We start from the raw sequence: 19,688 nt of genomic DNA on the forward strand, positions 1-19,688 counted from the left end.
CTAGGGTCTGTTGAGATTCACTTGGAATGGATGACAGCGGTGGCGAGGTAGATCATCGCTGCGAAGCTGCCGTCTGTCTTGTCACATCGCATCGCTATGCGTTTGAATTCCTTCAGCTTGCCGAAGAAATTCTCGATTAGGTGACGCCATTTGTAAATGTCCTTGTCGATGTCGAGAGGCTGGGCGCGCCTTTGGTGCTGCGAGATGACGATCTTGGCCTTGCGTTCGTTCAGGTCTTCGATGATCCAGTTGGAATCAAAAGCCTTGTCGGCGATCAAGCCACCGAATTCGATGTCTTTGATCAGAGGCGCGACGCCGACGGTGTCAAAGCGATGGCCGGGGAGCAGGACAAACCGCACCAAGTTCCCAAGTGCGTCGGTCAGCGCGAGGATTTTGGTGGTCCAGCCGCCCTTCGACTTGCCGATGGCCTGATTTTTGGTCCCCCTTTTGCTCCCTGCGCGTGGCGGTGAACTTTGACGATTGTCGCATCGACCATGGCAAACTCCATGTCTGGATCATCCGATACAGCATCGAAAATCCGTTTGAAAACGCCGGCCTTCACCCAATCACGATAGCGCTTGAACACCGTATTCCAGTTGCCGAACGTCGGCGGCAGATCTCTCCATGGGCTGCCCGTGCGCGCGATCCAAAGCACAGCCTCAAGAAACAAACGGTTGTCACCCCCCGTGCGGCCGGGATCAGTCGGCTTGCCCAAACAAAGCGGCTGCATCTTCGCCCACTGGGCGTCCGTCAAAACGAATCGCTGCATCCAAAACTCCTTTCGGAGCTTGAATCACGGACGTTCCAATCTGTGAATCCTGAATCTCAACAGACCCTAGGCCACTAGCGTCGGAAACAGGCCAGTACCCCAAATCCGGTACTGGCCGAAATAGGCCACTCGCAAGATCAAAACCGGCCACTCCAATGAAAGGTTGATATCCGGCAGCGAGTACAATTTTTCTGTTCTTGGCAGTTTGGCTGTCCGCAAACGCGGTGCCGGCAGCATCAATCGGATTCGAGTTGCATGGTCACGAAACTAAATACGTTGTTCGTGAAATCGTTCGGAAGGATAACGGCACAATAGGAGAGACGGTGTACTTCAGTGTTGGGAAATATGTCCCGGTACTCCATCACTTCCACCAAATAGATGGCGCCTTCCCGATTCAAGTTTTGCAGAACGTTTTCTTTAGTCAGGCGCTTGGAAAGCTCGGTGATGGCATGCGATGGCCCGATATCAGTAGCTTTCGACGACGGATCAATGGTGATTTTTGGACAATGGTCTGGACCAAATGTTCTACCGGTGTAAGGGACAAACTCGATGCTCCAGCGGGAGCGGAATTTCTTGGCGTCAGTCGTCCCGTTGTTCTTCCAAGCCGGGCTGATTTCCCATCCTATGAGACTTCCGTTTTCGTTAACGGGCGCATGGGAAACCCCTTCAGAAGTTATGTTTGCCCGCATTTGAGCGCGGACATTCTCGTTTTGAATACGGGCTTCTTTGAGCTGCTCGTTAATAGCCTCATCCGTATGCCTCATCGCGCCGAGCTGGCTGTAGAAAATGCGGGCCTGAATGATAGCGGCGCCAAACGTAAGAACACCAAAGATGGCGATTACCCAAGTCGCCGTATGTATGCCACGGGCATAAGCGATGCTGCTTGGATTGGCGATAAAGCTTTTTGATGTAAGAAACCGTCGGCGCAATACGGTGGCGGTCTTTGCCTTGGCTGGGTCCATCATGATGATTCATGGGGAGGGAGCATCTAGCATTTTTTGGCTATTGGGGCGCCCCTTAAGAGCGCCCTCCCTGAATTACTGTGAACTTACGGCGTCGATCCGGCGGGGTCTCGGTAGGCAGCGCGGGTGCCACAGAGAGCGCGGGAGGCGTGCAACCGGTCCAAGCCTTGTCAGCCACGCCCAGCGCCTTCGCTGGCGTGGTGCGCAGGGCTTCGTGAGCGCGGCACAGATTGTAGTGCGCGACGTACAGCGCGACGGCCGCAACGTGGTTGTCCAGCTTCTTGCTGAAGCCTTTGGTGAGGCGAGTGAACCGGCGCGACGCCATGCGCAGCGATAGGTTTTGGCGTTCAACGTAGGAGGTCGAAACGTACTGCTCGGGGTCGCCTGATACTACGTCACGGCTTACGGCTACTACGGCGGCGGGCGAGTACCGGCCCTGCGCTTCCTTACTAGATGCGTTACGCCATGCGAGGCGTTCGGGCCGAAGGCGTCGCGGATCGCCACGCGGTAGGGGTGGAAGCCGTCCGTTGAAAGCAGGCGGGCCGATAACCCGGCTGCGGAGGTCGTGCAGGAAGTCCATGGTGCTTTCGGCATTCGGCTTGCCGACGCCCCGGCTGATGATTTGCCTTCTGCGTCCCGGCCATGCCGATGAAAACGTACTGATCGCCCTTGGCGTTGATCTCGTGACGCTGGACGTTCTTTTGCTTCTTGCCGACGAAGCTGCACAGCTCGTCCAGCTCAAGGCGCTCGGTGCGCACGCCGACCATGATGCGGTCGTGCAATTCCATGCAGCCCATGACTCCAGCGCCTCATATTCCGCCGCCACCGTTGCCGCCGGTTGAGGCCGGAGCGATGAAGGTGGCGCTGGACGGAAATAGGATCGTCGTTTCGGCTGTAGTCGGCTTAGGCCAATAGGGGTTAAAACAGGGCAGCGCCCAAATCCGGGGCCGAAATAGGCCACTCGGATTTCAAGACTCTGAAGCTGCTCAGCCCCAAGAAATGAAAGAGGCCGCCAACTGAGGCGGCCTTATCTCGTCAGGGTGTTCTCCTGGCGGAACGCCCCGGTCTTTATTTGCTACACCTCAAACGGGTTAATCCAAACCGCGCATGAACAGGTTGTGGCCACTCTAGAACAAAATTAGGACACCGCCGAATTTGGCTTGGGACACTAGGGGGTTAAAACAGGCCAGTACCCAAATCGCAAAAGAACATATTGCGAACCTGGAACAAATGGGGTACATTGCTTTTATCGCCGCGCCGCCTCCCCAGCCGTTTGTCCCCCTAGCGAATCCTCGCCATAAGGAGCACGACCCAATGTCCACCACTGCCCTGCGTATCGTCGAAGGATCTTCCATGGACAAGAGTAAAGCTCTGGCCGCCGCGCTCTCCCAGATCGAGCGGCAGTTCGGCAAGGGCTCGGTGATGAAGCTCGGCAAGAACGACCGTTCGATGGATGTCGAGGCGGTCTCCTCGGGCTCGCTCGGGCTCGATATCGCGCTCGGGATCGGCGGCCTGCCGAAGGGGCGCGTCGTGGAGATCTACGGGCCGGAATCCTCGGGCAAGACCACGCTGGCGCTGCACACGGTGGCGGAAGGGCAGAAGAAGGGCGGCATCTGCGCCTTCATCGACGCCGAACACGCGCTTGACCCGGTCTATGCGCGCAAGCTGGGCGTCAACATCGACGAGCTCCTGATCTCCCAGCCGGACACCGGCGAGCAGGCGCTGGAAATTTGCGACACGCTGGTGCGCTCCGGCGCGGTCGACGTGCTGGTGATCGATTCGGTCGCGGCCCTGGTGCCGAAGGCCGAGCTCGAGGGCGAGATGGGCGATGCGCTGCCGGGTCTGCAGGCCCGTCTGATGAGCCAGGCGCTGCGCAAGCTGACGGCCTCCATCAACAAGTCCAATACCATGGTGATCTTCATCAACCAGATCCGCATGAAGATCGGTGTGATGTACGGCTCGCCCGAGACCACCACCGGCGGCAACGCGCTGAAATTCTATGCCTCCGTCCGCCTTGATATCCGCCGCATCGGCGCGATCAAGGAGCGTGACGAGGTGGTCGGCAACACCACCCGCGTCAAGGTGGTGAAGAACAAGCTGGCGCCGCCGTTCAAGCAGGTCGAGTTCGACATCATGTACGGCGAGGGCGTCTCCAAGATGGGCGAGATCCTCGATCTTGGCGTCAAGGCCGGCATCGTCGAAAAATCCGGTGCCTGGTTCTCCTATGACAGCCAGCGTCTGGGCCAGGGCCGCGAGAATTCGAAAGCGTTTTTGAAGGCCAACCCCGACATCACCGCCAAGATCGAGACCTCGATCCGCCAGAACTCCGGCCTGATCGCCGAGCAGATTCTCGCCGGCAGCCCCGAGCGTGACGCCGACGGCGAGGAGCCGGGGGACGAGTAGCTTCAACGGATAGAGTTTTTCGCGAGGAGCGGGCGCTGAGGACGTTGAGTTGCCGACGCCTTCGGGGCCCGTTTCGTTTTGCGGTGTACTGATCAGGTGGTGCGATGAAGCGTCTGATCTTGACCAGCTCGTCCGGGTCCGGTCTTGCCAAATCGGAGCTGGCCGAGATCGTCGTTTTTTTCTTTTTTCGTTTCGCATGGGGGCCGCTTCCTTCATCTGAGTATTTCGCGGCCTATTTCGGGGCACGTTCCGAGACGCTCAGGTTGGGCGATCACTGGTCGGATTGGGGCGTGGTCTGGCCTCGCGCCTTCAGGGATCGCAGGAATTTGCCCCTTGCCGATTTTTGCGAGCGTTATGACGAGATTGAACTTTGGTTTGACCCCACCCCCGAAGCTCAACTGCAACTGATTTGGCTGCTCGACTACCTCGGTTCATGCCCCAAGCTACTAGCAAAGCTCCGACTGCGTTTGCTGGCGTCCGATCTGTTCGAGCTGAGAGGCGAAGAACTCGGAAAATCGGCTTCGCGTATCTCCGTTGTGGATGTCACGGCCAAGGAGCTCGAGACTGCGAAGATGGCGTGGCAGGCCTATTGTGCACCGACGCCCGAGGCCTGCGCCGATCTCCTCCGCCGCGATCTGAGCGCCTTGTTGATGCTGCGGCCGGCCTTGGTCGATCTGCTGGCAGAGCTGCCGTCGCCGCTGACCGGGCTTGGCGCGACAGAGATGCGATTCCTTGAACTCCTCGCCAGAGGATTCGCGAACACGAATGCGTTGTTCCACCTGCGCTCGCAACGGCGCACATATGTGTTCGGAGAGTTTGAGTTGGGTTCGCTGCTCGAGGGGCTCGCGCTCGGCCCCAGGCCCGTAGTGGCCGGGTTGGGCGACGAACTGCGCACAATCGATCGCGAAAATTTAAGAGCTCGGCACGAGGTCTATCTCCGCAGCCGGTTATCGTTGACGGAGTTCGGCAGGGCCGTCCTGGCCCATCAGGAAGATTTCAGCCGCTACAATCCGATCGATCGCTGGTGGGGCGGCACACGGCTGACCAATGATCGGCTGTGGCGTTACGGCTCTGTTTTGACGAAGCCTTGAGGCTGCGAGCATGACACGGCTAATTCTGACAACAGACTCCTCCGCAGCCGGCGCCCTTGAACAAGCCGGCCTGGGTGGGGCGGTACCGAACTCACCAACGAACGGCTCTGGCGGTGGGACGACGAGAGCCGTTCGTTGATTGCGCCGTAGCCTCTCCCTTACTCCGCGGCTTCCACGTAGTCGCTCACCGGCGGACACGAGCACACCAGATTGCGGTCGCCATAGACGTTGTCGACGCGCCCCACCGGGCTCCAGTATTTGTCGGTGCGCGAGCTGCCGGCGGGGAAGCAGCCTTCGGCCCGGGTGTAGGCGCGGGTCCAGTTGTCATCCGCGATGTCGTGCACGGTGTGTGGGGCGTGACGTAGCGGCGAGGCCTCGATCTTGAAGCGGCCGGCCTCGACCTCGGCGATCTCCTTCCGGATCGCGATCATGGCGTCGCAGAAGCGGTCCAGCTCCGCTTTCGATTCCGATTCGGTCGGCTCGATCATCAGCGTGCCCGGCACCGGGAAGCTCATGGTTGGCGCGTGGAAGCCGTAATCGATCAGGCGCTTGGCGATGTCGTCGACGGTGACGCCGGACGTCGTCTTCAGCGCGCGGGGATCGACGATGCATTCATGCGCGACGCGGCCCTTCGCGTTCTTGTAGAGCACCGGGAAATGCGCATCGAGCCGTGCGGCGATGTAGTTGGCGTTGAGGATCGCGATCTCGGTGGCGCGCTTCAGGCCTTCGCCGCCCATCATCAAAATGTAGATGTAGGAGATCGTCAGGATCGAGGCCGAGCCGAACGGCGCCGCCGAGACCGGGCCGACTACCGCATCCACGTTCGCCGCGGGATGGCCGGGCAGGAACGGCGCAAGATGCGCCTTGACGCCGATCGGGCCCATGCCGGGACCGCCGCCGCCATGCGGGATGCAGAAGGTCTTGTGCAGATTGAGATGGCTGACGTCGGCGCCGTAATCGCCGGGCCTGCTAAGGCCGACCTGCGCGTTGAGGTTGGCGCCGTCGAGATAGACCTGGCCGCCATGGCCATGCACGATGTCGCAGATCTCGCTTATGTGCTCCTCGAACACGCCATGGGTCGAGGGATAGGTGATCATGACCGCGGCGAGATCGTTCGAATGCTTCCCCGCCTTGGCGCGGAGATCGTTGACGTCGACGTCGCCGTTCTTTTCGCAGGCGACCACCACCACGTCCATGCCGACCATCGCGGCCGAGGCCGGATTGGTGCCGTGGGCGGAGGAGGGGATCAGGCAGATTTTTCGGTGCGTCTCGCCGCGCGCGGCGTGATAGCCGCGGATCGCAAGCAGCCCGGCATACTCGCCCTGCGCGCCGGAATTCGGCTGCAGCGAGATCGCGTCATAGCCGGTGATGTCGCACAGCCACTTCTCCAGGCGCGCGAACAGCGCGTGGTAGCCCTTGGCCTGCTCGCGCGGCGCGAAAGGATGCAACGAACCGAATTCCGGCCAGGTCAGCGGCATCATCTCGGTGGTCGCGTTCAGCTTCATGGTGCACGAGCCGAGCGGGATCATCGCGCGGTCGAGCGCGAGGTCGCGATCGCTGAGCTTGCGCATGTAGCGCAGCATCTCGGTCTCCGAGCGATGCGCATGAAACACCGGGTGGGTGAGGAAGGAGGTACCGCGCTTCAGCGCCTCCGGCAGTGCCTCGCGCGTGGTTGCGTCGATCTCGGCATAGGCGAGCGTGCCGCCAAAGGCGCGCCAGACCGCTTCCACCGTCGCGGGAGTCGTGGTCTCGTCGAGCGCGATGCGCAAGCTGTCGTCACCAACGCCGAGATTGATCTTCTCGGCGATCGCGCGCGCGACGATCTCGGCGCGCCTGGCGCCGGCATCCACGCTGAGCGTGTCGAAGAAGCTGTCGGACTGTAGCGCAAAGCCGAGCTTGCGCAGGCCCGCGGCGAGCACGGCCGCGCGGCGATGCACATTGCGCGCGATCTGCGTCAAGCCTTCGGGGCCGTGATAGACCGCGTACATCGAGGCAATCACGGCGAGCAGCACTTGCGCGGTGCAGATGTTGGAGGTCGCCTTCTCGCGGCGGATGTGCTGCTCGCGGGTCTGCAGCGCGAGGCGATAGGCGGGCATCCCGCGGGAATCGACGGAGAGGCCGACGATGCGGCCGGGCAGCGAGCGCTTGAGCGCATCGCGCACCGCCATATAGGCCGCGTGCGGCCCGCCATAACCCATCGGCACGCCAAAGCGCTGCGCCGAGCCGATCGCGATGTCGGCACCGAGCTCGCCGGGCGAGGCGAGCAGTGTTAGCGCCAGCAGATCGGCGGCAATGATCGCGAGTGCGCCCTTGGCGCGCAGTGTCGCGATCGCGGGCCTGAGGTCGCGCACGGCGCCCGACGTTCCAGGATATTGCAGCAGCGCACCAAGCACGTCCGTCTTGTCGAGATCGGTGAGGGGATCGCCGACGACCAGCGTCCAGCCCAACGGCTCCGCGCGGGTGCGCATCACGGCGAGCGTCTGCGGATGCACGTCCTTGTCGACGAAGAAGGCCTTTGCTTCGACCCGCGAGTGCCGCTCCGCGAGCGCCATGGCTTCGGCCGCCGCGGTTGCCTCGTCGAGCAGCGAAGCGTTGGCGACGTCGAGCCCGGTGAGATCGCAGATCATGGTCTGGAAGTTGAGCAGCGCCTCCAGCCGGCCCTGGCTGATCTCGGGCTGGTAGGGCGTGTAGGCGGTGTACCAGGCCGGGTTCTCCAAAATATTGCGCTGGATCACCGCAGGCAAAATCGTGCCGGAATAGCCCTGGCCGATCAGCGAGGCGAAGACCTGGTTCTGGGCGGCGAGCTCGCCCATATGTGCGATCGCCTCGATCTCGCTCAAGGGCTTGCCGAGATCGAGCGGGGCGGCCTGCCGGATCGACGCCGGCAGCGTCTCCGCCATCAGCGCGTCGACGCTTTTCGCGCCGACGGCCTCGAGCATTGCGGTGACGTCGCGTGCCGACGGGCCGATGTGGCGGCGAACGAAGCTGGCGGTGTCGCCGTTGGATTTGCGGTGCGCGGTCATCATGGGTCCTCGCTTTAGGTCATCTGTCGCCGTCGTCGTCATCGTCCGCGAAGGCGGACGATCCAGTACGCCGCGGCTTCTCGGTTCAATCCGTGCTGCCGGTGGCTACTGGATGCCCTGCCTTCGCGGGGCATGACGATCGGTTGAGTCTGCATCATCTCACGCCGTGTGGGCCTTGTAGGCGGTGTCGTCCATGAGGCCGCCGAGCTCGCTTTTGTCGGCAACCTTGATCTTGAAGAACCAGGCCGCGCCTTGCGCATCCGAATTCACCAACGCCGGCTCTGCGGCGAGGGCGTCGTTGATTTCGGTCACCTCGCCCGTAACAGGCGCGTAGATGTCGGAGGCGGCCTTCACGGATTCCACGACCGCGGCGGCCTCGGCCTTCTTCAGGGTGCGGCCGATCTTGGGCAGTTCGACGAACACGACGTCGCCGAGCTGGGATTGCGCATAGTCGGTGATCCCGACGGTGGCGACGTCGCCGTCGATGGCCAGCCATTCGTGGTCGGAGGTGTACAGCGTCGTGGTCATTTTCTCAGTCCTCAGCGTTTGTAGGTGTTTTTCACGAAAGGCATGGCGGCGACCTGCACGGCCAGGCGTTGGGCGCGCACCTCGGCGAAGAGTTTTGTGTCGATCGCGCTCGATGCGCTGGGCACATAGCCCATCGCGACCGGCGCATTCAGGCTCGGACCAAAACCGCCCGAGGTGACCTTTCCGATCGGCTCGCTGGAGGTCGCATCCGCAAACAGCAGCGCGCCCTCGCGCACCGGCGCGCGGCCCTCGGTGCGCAGGCCGACGCGGCGGCGGGATGCGCCATGGTCGAAATGGGCGAGGATCTTCCCGGCGCCGGGAAAGCCGCCGGCGCGCGCGCCGCCGGTGCGGCGGCTCTTCTGCACCGACCATTCCAGCGCGGCCTCGACCGGCGTGGTCGTGGTGTCGATGTCGTGGCCGTAGAGGCAGAGCCCGGCCTCGAGCCGCAGGCTGTCGCGGGCGCCGAGCCCAATCGGCATGACGTCCGTGTTCTCCAGCAGCGCCTTGGCGAGCCGCTCGGCATCGCCGGCAGGAACCGAAATTTCAAAGCCGTCCTCGCCGGTGTAGCCCGAGCGCGAGACGAAGCAGTCGATGCCGGCGACCTTGTGCGGGCCGGCGTCCATGAACTTCATGGCGGGCGCCTCTGCACATAATTTCGCCAGCGCCGTTTCCGCCTTCGGGCCCTGCAACGCGATCAGCGCGCGGTCTTGAAGCTGCTCGACGACGCAGTCGTCCGAGAGATTCGCGCGCAGGTGCGCCTCGTCCTCGGCCTTGCAGGCGGCGTTGACGACCAGGAAAAGGTGATCGCCGAAATTGGCGACCATCAGATCGTCGAGAATGCCGCCCTCGGCATTGGTGAACTGGGCATAGCGCTGCCGCCCCGGCGCAACCGCCAAAATGTCCTGCGGCACCAGCCGCTCCAGCGCGCGGGCGGCGTCCTCGACCTTGCCGGATTTCGGCCTGAGCGCGATCTGGCCCATGTGGGAAACGTCGAACAGGCCGGCTGCGTTGCGGGTATGAAGGTGTTCCTTCAGCACGCCTGCGGGATATTGCACGGGCATGTCATAGCCCGCGAACGGCACCATCTTGCCGCCGAGCGACAGGTGCAACCCATGCAGGGGTGTACTCTTAAGGGAATCTTGATCGTCGCACGTAAGCATCACAGGGGCCCTCGGCGGTTCCCCGGGGAACGATTCCCCGGCGGCAACCAGTCGAAGCCCCATCTGTCGCTGTGCCTGAGAGTATTATCCCGTCGGCGGACGCTGTCCGGACCTCAAGCCCGTCGGCGCCTCTTTCCAGATGCTGTCAAAGCCACGCGGTCCTTTTGCCTGAGAGTTTCCGGGGCGGTTGCTCCTTCGGCGCCGGCTACCCAAAGCCGGTCTCTCCCGACGTGGCCGTACGATACAAATGGGTACAGACCACAGGGTGGCCAAGCCTGTCAACGCGGGCCTTGCGGCTTTCAACGGGATTGCAACGGGATTGAGCGCCTGCGGCAACCCACTGATCTGTCTGCACAGTTTCTGGACAGCGAAGCTGGCCTTGTCTAAAAGCGCTTTGGCCCGCAGATATCAGCCCAAACTCGCGGTTTGGATGGCGTATAGCGGGTCCAAGCACACCCGATTGGATGAACATGAGCGGCGTCAACGAGATCAGGTCGACCTTTCTGAACTTCTTTGCCGAGAACGGCCACGAGATCGTGTCGTCCTCGCCATTGGTGCCGCGCAACGACCCGACATTGATGTTCACCAATGCCGGCATGGTGCAGTTCAAGAACGTCTTCACCGGCGTCGAGAAGCGGCCCTATCAGCGCGCCACCACCTCGCAGAAATGCGTGCGCGCCGGCGGCAAGCACAACGACCTCGACAATGTCGGCTACACCGCGCGCCATCTCACCTTCTTCGAGATGCTCGGCAACTTCTCGTTCGGCGACTATTTCAAGGAGCGCGCGATCGAGCTGGCCTGGAAGCTGATCACCAGGGAATACGGGCTCAACAAGGACAAGCTGCTCGTCACGGTCTACCACACCGACGACGAGGCGGCGGACCTCTGGAAGAAGATCGCCGGTTTCTCCGACGACCGCATCATCCGCATCCCGACCTCGGACAATTTCTGGGCGATGGGCGACACCGGCCCGTGCGGGCCGTGCTCGGAGATCTTCATCGATCGCGGCGAGCACATCTGGGGCGGACCTCCGGGCTCTCCGGAGGAGGACGGCGACCGCTTCCTCGAATTCTGGAACCTGGTGTTCATGCAGTACGAGCAGGTGACGAAGGAGGAGCGCGTGGCGCTGCCGCGTCCCTCGATCGACACCGGCATGGGGCTGGAGCGCATGGCCTCCATCATGCAGGGCGTCGACAGCGTGTTCGAGACCGACCTGTTCCGTCATTTGATCGACGCGACCGCGTCTGCTTTGGGAAGCGGACCGGACGAGAAGACCGTGGCGTCGTTCCGCGTCATCGCCGACCATCTGCGTTCGTCGGCCTTCCTCGTCGCCGACGGCGTGCTGCCCTCGAACGAGGGCCGCGGCTATGTGTTGCGCCGGATCATGCGCCGCGCGATGCGCCACGCGCAGCTGTTAGGCGCGAAAGAGCCGCTGATGCATCGGCTGGTCTGGGCGCTGGTGCGCGAGATGGGCCAAGCCTATCCCGATTTGATGCGCGCGGAAAACCTGATCGAGGAAACGCTGCGGCTGGAAGAGACCCGCTTCCGCAAGACGCTGACGCGCGGCCTCGCCATCCTCGACGAGAAGAGCGCCTCCTTAAAGAAGGGCGACATGTTCGACGGCGATGTCGCCTTCACGCTGTACGACACCTATGGCTTCCCGCTCGACCTGACGCAGGACGCGCTGAAGTCGCGCGGCATCAGCGTCGACCAGGCCTCCTTCACCGATGCGATGGAGCGTCAGAAGGCCAAGGCGCGCGCGTCCTGGGCCGGCTCGGGCGAAGCGGCAAGCGAGGCGATCTGGTTCCCGTTGCGCGAGAAGCTCGGCGCCACCGAATTTCTGGGCTACGAGACCGAGAGCGCCGAAGGCGTTGTTTCCGCGCTGGTCAAGGACGGCAAGGAAACCGACAGCCTCAAGGCCGGCGAGACCGGCGCGCTGCTGCTGAACCAGACGCCGTTCTATGCGGAATCCGGCGGCCAGGTCGGCGATACCGGCGTGCTGACAGGCGAGGGCGGCATCAAATTCCGCGTCACCGACACGCAGAAGAAGCTCGGCGATCTCTTCGTTCATATCGGAACGGTGGAGAGTGGCGAGCTGAAGCTCGGCACCGCGCTGCAGCTCGAAGTCGATCACGGCAGGCGTTCCTCGATCCGCGCCCATCACTCGGCCACGCATCTCATTCACGAGGCGCTGCGCCAGGTGCTCGGCGACCACATCGCCCAGCGCGGCTCGATGGTCGCGCCCGACCGGCTGCGCTTCGACTTCGTGCATCCGAAGCCGATCACGGCGGAAGAACTCGCGCGCGTCGAGGACATCGCCAACGACGTGGTGCTGGAGAATGACGAAGTCTCGACCCGCGTCATGGGCGTGGACGAGGCCCGCGAGGCCGGCGCGCGTGCGCTGTTCGGCGAGAAATACGGCGACGAAGTCCGCGTGGTCTCGATGGGCAGGACTGCGCGCGAGCGCGGAGTCAATGCGCTCGGCTGGTCGGTCGAGCTCTGCGGCGGCACCCATGTCAGGCGCACCGGCGACATCGGCCTGATCACGCTGACGGGCGAGAGCGCGGTCGCCTCCGGCGTGCGCCGCATCGAGGCGCTGACCGGCAATTACGCGCGCAAGCACGCCAACGACACCATGGCGCTGGCGAAGACCGCGGCCAACGAGCTGCGTACCTCGATCGACGACGTGCCGGCGCGCATCAGTGCGCTGATGGAAGAGCGCAAGAAGCTCGAGCGCGAACTCTCCGACGCCCGCAAGAAGCTCGCAATGGGCGGCGGCGCCGGCGCCAGCAACGGCGCAGCTAGCGGCTTGCGCGAGGTCGGCGACGTCAAGCTGATGGCGCGCGCGGTCGAGGGCATCGAGATGAAGGATCTCAAGAGCCTCGCCGACGACGGCAAGAAGCAGATCGGCTCCGGCGTCGTCGCCATCGTCGGCGTCACCGAGGACGGCAAGGCCGGCATCGTGGTCGGCGTCACCGCGGACCTGACCGCGCGCTTCAACGCCGTGAACCTCGTGCGCGTCGCGTCCGAAGCACTCGGCGGCAAGGGCGGCGGCGGCCGGCCCGACATGGCGCAGGCCGGCGGCCCCGACGGTGCCAAGGCGTCCGAAGCGCTCGCGGCGATCGAAAAAGCGATGGCGGGCGCGTAAAGGCCCATGGGCCTCGTTCCGCGAGGACGTGGCTTGCGCGATCCCAACTTACGGGATCGCCTGTACGAATTGCTGGAGCACGATCCGCTGGCCTCCTCAGTCGGATCGCGCTTCATCCAGCTCATCATCGGCGTCATCGTGCTCGACGTGGTCGCGATGATCCTCGCCTCGGTGCCGGAGCTGGACGCGCAATTCGGTGCGCTGTTCTCGGCCATCACTGTCCTTTCCATCGTCGTGTTCGCGCTGGAATATGCCGCGCGTCTGTGGACGGTGGCGGGCCATACCCAGCGGAAGGCGTCGGCACTGTCCGACCGGCTCGGCTATGCCTTCTCCGCGCTCGGCATCATCGATCTCCTGGCGTTCCTGCCTGCCGCGATCGTGCTTGCTGCGGGCCGGCACGCGACGCTGGCCGCGCTCGGCGTGCTGCCGTTCTTCAAGATGATCCGCTACTCGCCCGCAATGCGCTCGCTGCTTGCGGCCGTGCATGCCGAACGGCGGGCGCTGATCGGCTGCATCGTCATCCTGTTCGGTGTGGTGCTGACCTTCGCCTCGCTGCTCTACGCCATCGAGCGCGATGTGCAGCCCAGCAAGCTCGGCACTATCCCGGACGCGATGTGGTGGGCGATCGTGACGCTCGGCACCGTCGGCTATGGCGACGTCGTGCCGGTGACGGCGCTTGGAAAGTTCGTCTCGGTGTTTGCGATCATCAGCGGTTTTGCCATGATCGCGCTGCCGGTCGCCATCATCTCTTCTGCTTTTGCCGAAGGGATGAAGCGGCGCGACTTCGTGGTCACCTGGGGCATGCTGGCGCGGGTGCCGCTGTTCTCGCATCTTTCGGCGTCCGAGATCGCCGACATCATGCGCCTTTTGCGGGCGCGCACGATCGAGCAGGGCGAGATCCTGGTGCGGCGGGGCGACGCCGCCTCGTCGATGTATTTCATCACCGCCGGCGAGGTCGAGATCGCGCTGCCAAGCCAGCAGGTCCGGCTTGGCGACGGCACCTTCTTCGGCGAGATCGCGCTGCTGCATAAGACAAAACGCAGCGGCACGGTGACGGCGACGCGCAAGACCCGGCTGCTGCTGCTCGACGCCCAGGATTTTCACGCCCTGATCGCGCGCATGCCGACGCTCGCCGCACACGTTCACCAAGTTGCGAAAGCGCGGCTGGAAGAGACCGGCGATCTCGCGGCGGCGGAGCTGGCGCAGGCGGAGAAAGAGGCAACCGACCGCTGAGCGGTCAGCCCTTCTTCAGGAAGACGTACTCGGCCGAATAGGGCGCGCTCTTGAACTCGCCGGCCTTGTCGCAGGCGCCGTCGAGCTTGCCGCCATGGGTGTCGATGCGCTGGACCGTGGTGACGGGCGTGAGGACGCCGCTGCCGCGGCGGGAGGTGACTTCCAGCTTTAGCCAGGGAATGTCGGCCGCGGTCGCGCCCGGCGCGTTGCCGGCGGCCTTGCCGACGACGGCGCTGCCGTCGGCGTGCTCCCAGTTCGGACCGGCATAGTGCCGGCCGATCGTCTTGCCCTCGGACAGCAGCGTGGCGATCGGCTCGCGGAAAGCCCAGGCGAGCTTGCCGTCGGCGCCGGCCTTGCACTCATAGACCTGCGCGCCTTCGGCGTGGACGCTGAGCACCATGGTCTCGCCGGCGGCGGCGATGGCGTCGGGGAGCGGGTCCGCGGCCGCAGCCGGTCCGGCGAGCAACAGCAGGCAGGCGACGGCAAGCTTGATCGACATGGTCGCATCTCCAACGGTCTCAAAAAACAACGGGCCGCGCTTGCGACGCGACCCGTGATGATGTCCGGCCCAGTCGGGCGAAATTGCGGACGGCTTACGCCGCCAGCGCCTTCCCGAGGTTCTCGGCGACCTTGTCGAGGAAGCCGGTGGTCGAGAGCCAGCGCTGGTCGGCGCCGACCAGGAGCGCGAGGTCTTTGGTCATGTAGCCTTCCTCGACGGTGTCGACGCAGACCTTCTCCAGCGTGTTCGCGAACTTGGCGAGCTCGGCATTGTTGTCGAGCTTGGCGCGGTGCGACAGGCCGCGGGTCCAGGCGAAGATCGACGCGATCGAGTTGGTCGAGGTCTCCTTGCCCTTCTGGTGCTCGCGGTAGTGGCGGGTCACCGTGCCGTGCGCGGCCTCGGCTTCCACCGTCTTGCCGTCCGGGGTGAGCAGCACCGAGGTCATCAGGCCGAGCGAGCCGTAGCCCTGCGCCACCGTGTCGGACTGCACGTCGCCGTCGTAGTTCTTGCAGGCCCAGACGTAGCCGCCGGACCATTTCAGCGCGGAGGCCACCATGTCGTCGATCAGGCGGTGCTCGTAGGTCAGGCCCTTGGCGTCGAAGTCCTTCTTGAACTCGGCGTCGAAGATCTCCTGGAAGATGTCCTTGAAGCGGCCGTCATAGACTTTGAGGATGGTGTTCTTGGTCGAGAGATAGACCGGATAGCCGCGCAGCAGGCCGTAGTTGAAGGAGGCACGGGCGAAGTCGATGATGGAATCGTCGAGATTGTACATCTCCATGGCGACGCCGGCGCCGGGCGCCTTGAACACTTCCCGCTCGATCACGGTGCCGTCCTCGCCGACGAACTTCATCGACAGCGTGCCCTTGCCCGGGAACTTGATGTCGGTGGCGCGGTACTGGTCGCCATAGGCGTGGCGGCCGATGATGATCGGCTTGCTCCAGCCGGGAACCAGGCGCGGCACGTTCTTGCAGATGATCGGCTCGCGGAAGATGCAGCCGCCGAGAATGTTGCGGATGGTGCCGTTCGGCGACTTCCACATCTGCTTGAGGTTGAACTCCTTCACCCGGGCCTCGTCCGGGGTGATGGTGGCGCACTTGACGCCGACGCCGACCTTCTTGATGGCTTCGGCGGCGTCGATGGTCACCTGATCGTTGGTGTGGTCGCGGTACTCCATCCCCAGGTCGAAATACTGCAGCTCGACATCCAGGAACGGGTTGATCAGCTTGTCCTTGATGTACTGCCAGATGATCCGGGTCATCTCGTCGCCATCGAGTTCGACGACGGGGTTGGACACCTTGATTTTTGCCATGATCGGGGAAGCCTCTTGGGAACGGCGCTTTTGGCGCGCCACGGGAATATCCGCCGCCTCTTAGCATCTGACTGCAGCGGGCGAAAGCCAAGGGATTATGCACTTTTAGCTCATCCAACCTCCGCAGATGGGGGGCGGGAAGCGGCCCTGCCGCGGGGCCGGGATAAAGTTTCAGGCGAGATTTAAAAGTCGAATCCAACCCGTTATTTCCCTTGAGAATTTTGTCAGGACAGGCAAACGACAGGCGGACGGGCAGCCGGCCCAAGACGGAGCCAAGGCCGGCCTTGAATCAGTTCCTCAAGAGTGCCTCTCCAAGGCCTTTAGAACCAGTGTGAAAGCGAAACGAGATGTCGGGGACTGACAAGAGCAAGGCCGGCCTGTCCCTTGACGGTCCCATCGTGATCCTGGTCGAGCCGCAGCTTGGCGAAAACATCGGCATGGCCGCGCGCGCCATGGGCAATTTTGCGCTGAGCTCCTTGCGCATCGTCAACCCGCGCGACGGCTGGCCCAACATCGCCGCCCAGCGCGCCGCCGCCGGCGCCGACTACATTTTGGAAAAGGTCGAATTGTTCAACACGGTCGGTGAAGCGGTCGCCGATCTCGACCTGCTGTTCGCCACCACCGCGCGCCCCCATGATCAGGCCAAGCCGGTGGTGGGGCCGGAAGCCGCAGCGGCCGAGATTTCCGGGCACGTCGCGGCGGGCGGCAAGGCCGGTATCCTGTTCGGCCGGGAGCGCTGGGGCCTGACCAACGAGGAGGTCGGGCTCTCCAACCGCATCATCACCTTTCCGGTCAATCCGGGCTTTGCCTCGCTGAACCTCGCCCAGGCCGTGCTGCTGGTCGGCTACGAATGGTTCAAGCGGGCAACCTCGGGCGAACTTCCGCACGCCATGCCGGAGCGCTCCGAGCGCGCCTCGCAACACCAGATGCAGGCCTTCTTCGATAATCTCATCCGCGAGCTCGACCGGGTCGAATTCCTGCGCCCGGCCGAGAAGCGCGACACCATGCTGGTGAACCTGCGCAACATCTTCACCCGGATGGAGCCGACCAAGCAGGACATGCACACCCTGCACGGGGTGGTGATGGCGATCGCCGAGGGACGCAAGGGCTCGGCCAAGGGCGGCGTGCTCGACGGCGAGCAGGCTACGCGGCTGCGCGCGCTGCTGGCCGAGCACGGGCAGGGCGGCGGAGTGCCCGACAGCGGCTCGACCGTGCGCGGCCTCGCCCGCCTGCTCCGCCGCAACCCGACCGACGCCGAGCGCCTGCTGTGGCAGGCCCTCACACGTGATCGCCGTTTCGCAGGCCAATTCAAGCGCCAGACTCCGGTCGGCCGCCACATCCCGGACTTCGTCTCGTTCCCGCACCGGATCGCGATCGAGCTGGTCAACCCGGGCGAGGGCGAGACCATCGCCGCGGACCGCGCGGGCCGGCGGACGTGGCTCGAGGCGCGCGATTATCGTGTGATCGAGATGCGGGCGGCGGATGTCGAGCGCGATCTGGAGGCGGAGCTGGTGCGGCTGGAGGGGATGATCGCGGAGGGCTCGAGCGCTTCGTAGCGGGTAGCTTAAGGCGTGTCCGTTCTACCCTCGGGAGGCAGGGCGACCGCATATGAAGAAGAACGTGGCTGGGGAGCTTGCCGGCGGCCAATCCTTCGAGACGCCCGCCTACGGCGGACCCTCAGGATGAGGTCGCGTTCTGCGGAGAGAGATCTGCCCCTCATGGTGAGGAGCCCGCCAAAGCGGGCGTCTCGAACCATGCAGGCCGAGCGCGTCCGGCGGCCTCCCGCTGTCATATGCGATAGCCCTGCCTTGGGAGGGGACAGTGGCGGCTTGCCCTTACGGGTCTGCCAAGGGGCAACAAGGAATATCATTGCGGTTACGATTGCTTAACTGACAAAATTCCCTGAGTTGCATTCCCGTTTGATAATTATTCTCGATTGTTTTTTTATCGGGCAGAATGATTTGTCTCTTGCACGCCGTCTGCGCGTTAGGTCCAAGCATGCAGAAAACACGCATCATGTATATCGAGGACAAATCTAGTTCGCTGAATGGACTGGCGCGGATCGGCCGCGTCACATTCTCGAAGACGGGCAAGCCTATCAGCTATGGAGGACGCACTTTCCAAAGCCTGAAAGGTAGCGGCTCCAAGGCAAACTACTTTGATGTTGAAACCGGAGAAAGGTTTTGGATTTCAGGCCCACGAAAAGATGGTGGGGATCGCCTCGATCCTGAATGCTCCGCGCCAATCGAAATCGATCCCGACGTTGCGGAAGAATATTGGCGCGAGATCAGGGGAGAGGGTTTCGCCACGCCGCCAAAAATTAGATGAACTATACTTCAAGAGTCGTTCTACAGCTGCCGCTATCGAATGTGTCCGTATTGGATGCATTCGTCGAGCAGTGCCTTCGCGATAACGTTGCTCTTATTGCACTCGTCGGAGAAGGCGCCGCGAGGATAGAGGACATCATCGACGAACTCGTGGTAGGCGATGGGTCGGATGGCACGCGCTTTGTTACGACAAGCGCGCACGCGAATGAGACGGTGGAAGAGGTTTTGGAGTTCGCCGGTTGCTGGCCTGACGAGCGAAATCAGCCTGTCCAAATAGTAAATTTATAGATCTCGTAGGTGGGCAAAGCGAACGTCTCGATCAACGAGGTGAAACAGAGTTGGCGGGCACGGCGCTACGCGCCTTTGCCTACCCTACGACACTGCGCGAAGCACGGTCCGCGTGGCGTAACCTACCACTTCTGTGCCCGGGGAAATTGAAGAGGTGGATTACGCTCCGCTAATCCACCCTACGAAGTGCGTCCGAGTTGCACCTCGCGCTCCACCGCAATCCATGTTGTTCGGGCCGCGGCCAGCAGCTTCCCGGCTTCATCGTGGAGCGCGGCGTCGGCCGTGCGCTTGCGGCCGTCGCGGCCTGTGGGCCAGGCTGTGATGATGCAGCGCTCGCCGGGGCGCGGGCGGGCTTCGATCCGTGCCGACATTCGTCCGAGCAGGAGCGGCGTCTTGTCGAAGGTGCCGGTCTGCTGATCGCAATTGCAGGCAAAGCCGGTGGGGCAATCGAGTGCCGACCAGAGAAATTCGGGGGCGATCAGGCCGTCCTCGGCGGCCAGGTTTGAGTCCGGCGTCCAGCTTGCCGCGAGAACGGCGTTCTGCGAGGGACGCCCGAGCGAGCCGGCGAAAATGCGCAGGCCGTCGCCCTTCGCCCTTGCGGGACCGCAGACGAAGCAGGTCGGCAGGGGATGCTCGTGCGGCTTGACCGGGGTTAGCAATTCGGCGGCGCGGGCTTCCTCGAAGCTGGCTTTTTCCAGACGCGCAAGCTCGACACTTGCCGGCCGCCCGGTCGCCACGACTTTCGCGCCATCGCGAAGCTCCCATGTGCCGTCGTCCGTCGCGATCGCATCGAGCGGCTTTTCCAGCGGGGGCGGCGCGCGCAGTGTGACCTCCGCGCCGCCGGGAATGTGGCGGGCCAGCCGGCCGCCGACATAGCCGCCATTCCCGGAGTTTGGCGGACCGCAAAAGCGTTTGTCGATGATGATCGGTTTCATCGGTCTCTCTCT

General features: G+C 63.4%; 15 protein-coding genes, 1 pseudogene and 1 riboswitch. Of the genes and pseudogenes, 7 read left to right on the plus strand and 9 right to left on the minus strand.

Going from position 1 to position 19,688, the window contains the following annotated elements; all coding sequences use genetic code 11:
- Positions 1–17: 17 nt before the first annotated feature.
- The 3 genes and pseudogenes from QCM77_RS16775 to QCM77_RS16785 form a co-directional block, all read right to left on the minus strand.
- A protein-coding gene (locus QCM77_RS16775) for an IS5 family transposase (RefSeq protein WP_279668711.1) occupies positions 18–769 on the minus strand; the annotation gives its coding sequence in 2 pieces (ribosomal slippage) (positions 18–433 and positions 433–769; 753 coding nt in all).
- 236 nt (positions 770–1,005) lie between these two features.
- Entirely contained in the window at positions 1,006–1,734 is a 729-nt protein-coding gene (locus QCM77_RS16780; RefSeq protein WP_279684260.1) for a hypothetical protein, read from the minus strand.
- 52 nt (positions 1,735–1,786) lie between these two features.
- A pseudogene (locus tag QCM77_RS16785) lies at positions 1,787–2,525 on the minus strand (IS1 family transposase); the annotation flags it as partial.
- Between the two features lie 520 nt (positions 2,526–3,045).
- Here QCM77_RS16785 and recA point away from each other — a divergent pair.
- Complete coding sequence (gene recA, locus QCM77_RS16790) at positions 3,046–4,134, plus strand: recombinase RecA (protein ID WP_007602214.1); 1,089 nt, start codon at positions 3,046–3,048, stop codon at positions 4,132–4,134.
- Positions 4,135–4,238: 104 nt separating this feature from the next.
- Positions 4,239–5,225: a hypothetical protein gene (locus QCM77_RS16795; protein WP_279660668.1), complete on the plus strand. Its 987-nt coding sequence runs from the start codon at positions 4,239–4,241 to the stop codon at positions 5,223–5,225.
- Between the two features lie 158 nt (positions 5,226–5,383).
- Here the strand turns inward: QCM77_RS16795 and gcvP are convergent, their stop codons facing one another.
- The 3 genes from gcvP to gcvT all read right to left on the minus strand — a co-directional run bounded on the left by gcvP (position 5,384) and on the right by gcvT (position 9,936).
- Positions 5,384–8,248, minus strand: a complete 2,865-nt coding sequence (gene gcvP / locus QCM77_RS16800; RefSeq protein ID WP_279660894.1) for an aminomethyl-transferring glycine dehydrogenase — start codon at positions 8,246–8,248, stop codon at positions 5,384–5,386.
- A 159-nt stretch (positions 8,249–8,407) separates the two neighbouring features.
- Positions 8,408–8,776 (minus strand): glycine cleavage system protein GcvH, encoded by a 369-nt coding sequence (gcvH, locus tag QCM77_RS16805; protein ID WP_279660669.1) that lies wholly within the window; start codon positions 8,774–8,776, stop codon positions 8,408–8,410.
- Between the two features lie 11 nt (positions 8,777–8,787).
- The gene (gene gcvT / locus QCM77_RS16810) at positions 8,788–9,936 is read right to left on the minus strand and encodes a glycine cleavage system aminomethyltransferase GcvT (RefSeq protein WP_279660670.1); all 1,149 of its coding nucleotides are present in this window, start codon (positions 9,934–9,936) and stop codon (positions 8,788–8,790) included.
- A gap of 147 nt (positions 9,937–10,083) precedes the next feature.
- Positions 10,084–10,174, minus strand: a riboswitch (glycine riboswitch).
- A 232-nt stretch (positions 10,175–10,406) separates the two neighbouring features.
- On the opposite strand from gcvT, the gene alaS reads away from it, so the two are divergent.
- A complete protein-coding gene (gene alaS, locus QCM77_RS16815) occupies positions 10,407–13,085 on the plus strand; it encodes an alanine--tRNA ligase (protein ID WP_279684261.1) in 2,679 nt (892 codons plus the stop codon).
- Positions 13,086–13,091: 6 nt separating this feature from the next.
- Positions 13,092–14,318 (plus strand): cyclic nucleotide-gated ion channel, encoded by a 1,227-nt coding sequence (locus QCM77_RS16820; RefSeq protein ID WP_279660672.1) that lies wholly within the window; start codon positions 13,092–13,094, stop codon positions 14,316–14,318.
- 4 nt (positions 14,319–14,322) lie between these two features.
- On the opposite strand, the gene QCM77_RS16825 is transcribed toward QCM77_RS16820, so the two are convergent.
- Complete coding sequence (locus tag QCM77_RS16825) at positions 14,323–14,817, minus strand: DUF3455 domain-containing protein (RefSeq protein ID WP_279660673.1); 495 nt, start codon at positions 14,815–14,817, stop codon at positions 14,323–14,325.
- A 94-nt stretch (positions 14,818–14,911) separates the two neighbouring features.
- Entirely contained in the window at positions 14,912–16,126 is a 1,215-nt protein-coding gene (locus tag QCM77_RS16830) for an NADP-dependent isocitrate dehydrogenase (protein ID WP_279660674.1), read from the minus strand.
- 347 nt (positions 16,127–16,473) lie between these two features.
- On the opposite strand from QCM77_RS16830, the gene QCM77_RS16835 reads away from it, so the two are divergent.
- The 3 genes from QCM77_RS16835 (at position 16,474) to QCM77_RS16845 (ending at position 18,741) form a co-directional block, all read left to right on the plus strand.
- Positions 16,474–17,682 carry a TrmJ/YjtD family RNA methyltransferase gene (locus QCM77_RS16835; RefSeq protein ID WP_279660675.1) on the plus strand — a complete coding sequence of 403 codons (1,209 nt, stop codon included), beginning with the start codon at positions 16,474–16,476 and terminating at the stop codon, positions 17,680–17,682.
- Between the two features lie 460 nt (positions 17,683–18,142).
- Positions 18,143–18,454 (plus strand): 1-deoxy-D-xylulose-5-phosphate synthase, encoded by a 312-nt coding sequence (locus tag QCM77_RS16840; protein ID WP_279660676.1) that lies wholly within the window; start codon positions 18,143–18,145, stop codon positions 18,452–18,454.
- Entirely contained in the window at positions 18,451–18,741 is a 291-nt protein-coding gene (locus QCM77_RS16845; protein WP_511329312.1) for a DUF7684 family protein, read from the plus strand. Before QCM77_RS16840 ends, QCM77_RS16845 begins: the two co-directional genes overlap by 4 nt.
- Before the next feature lie 179 nt (positions 18,742–18,920).
- Here QCM77_RS16845 and QCM77_RS16850 read toward each other — a convergent pair whose 3' ends face one another.
- Positions 18,921–19,676 (minus strand): PaaI family thioesterase, encoded by a 756-nt coding sequence (locus QCM77_RS16850; RefSeq protein ID WP_279660677.1) that lies wholly within the window; start codon positions 19,674–19,676, stop codon positions 18,921–18,923.
- Positions 19,677–19,688: the final 12 nt, after the last annotated feature.

The organism is Bradyrhizobium nivariense (assembly GCF_029846695.2).
In the GTDB taxonomy this organism is placed as follows: Bacteria; Pseudomonadota; Alphaproteobacteria; order Rhizobiales; family Xanthobacteraceae; genus Bradyrhizobium.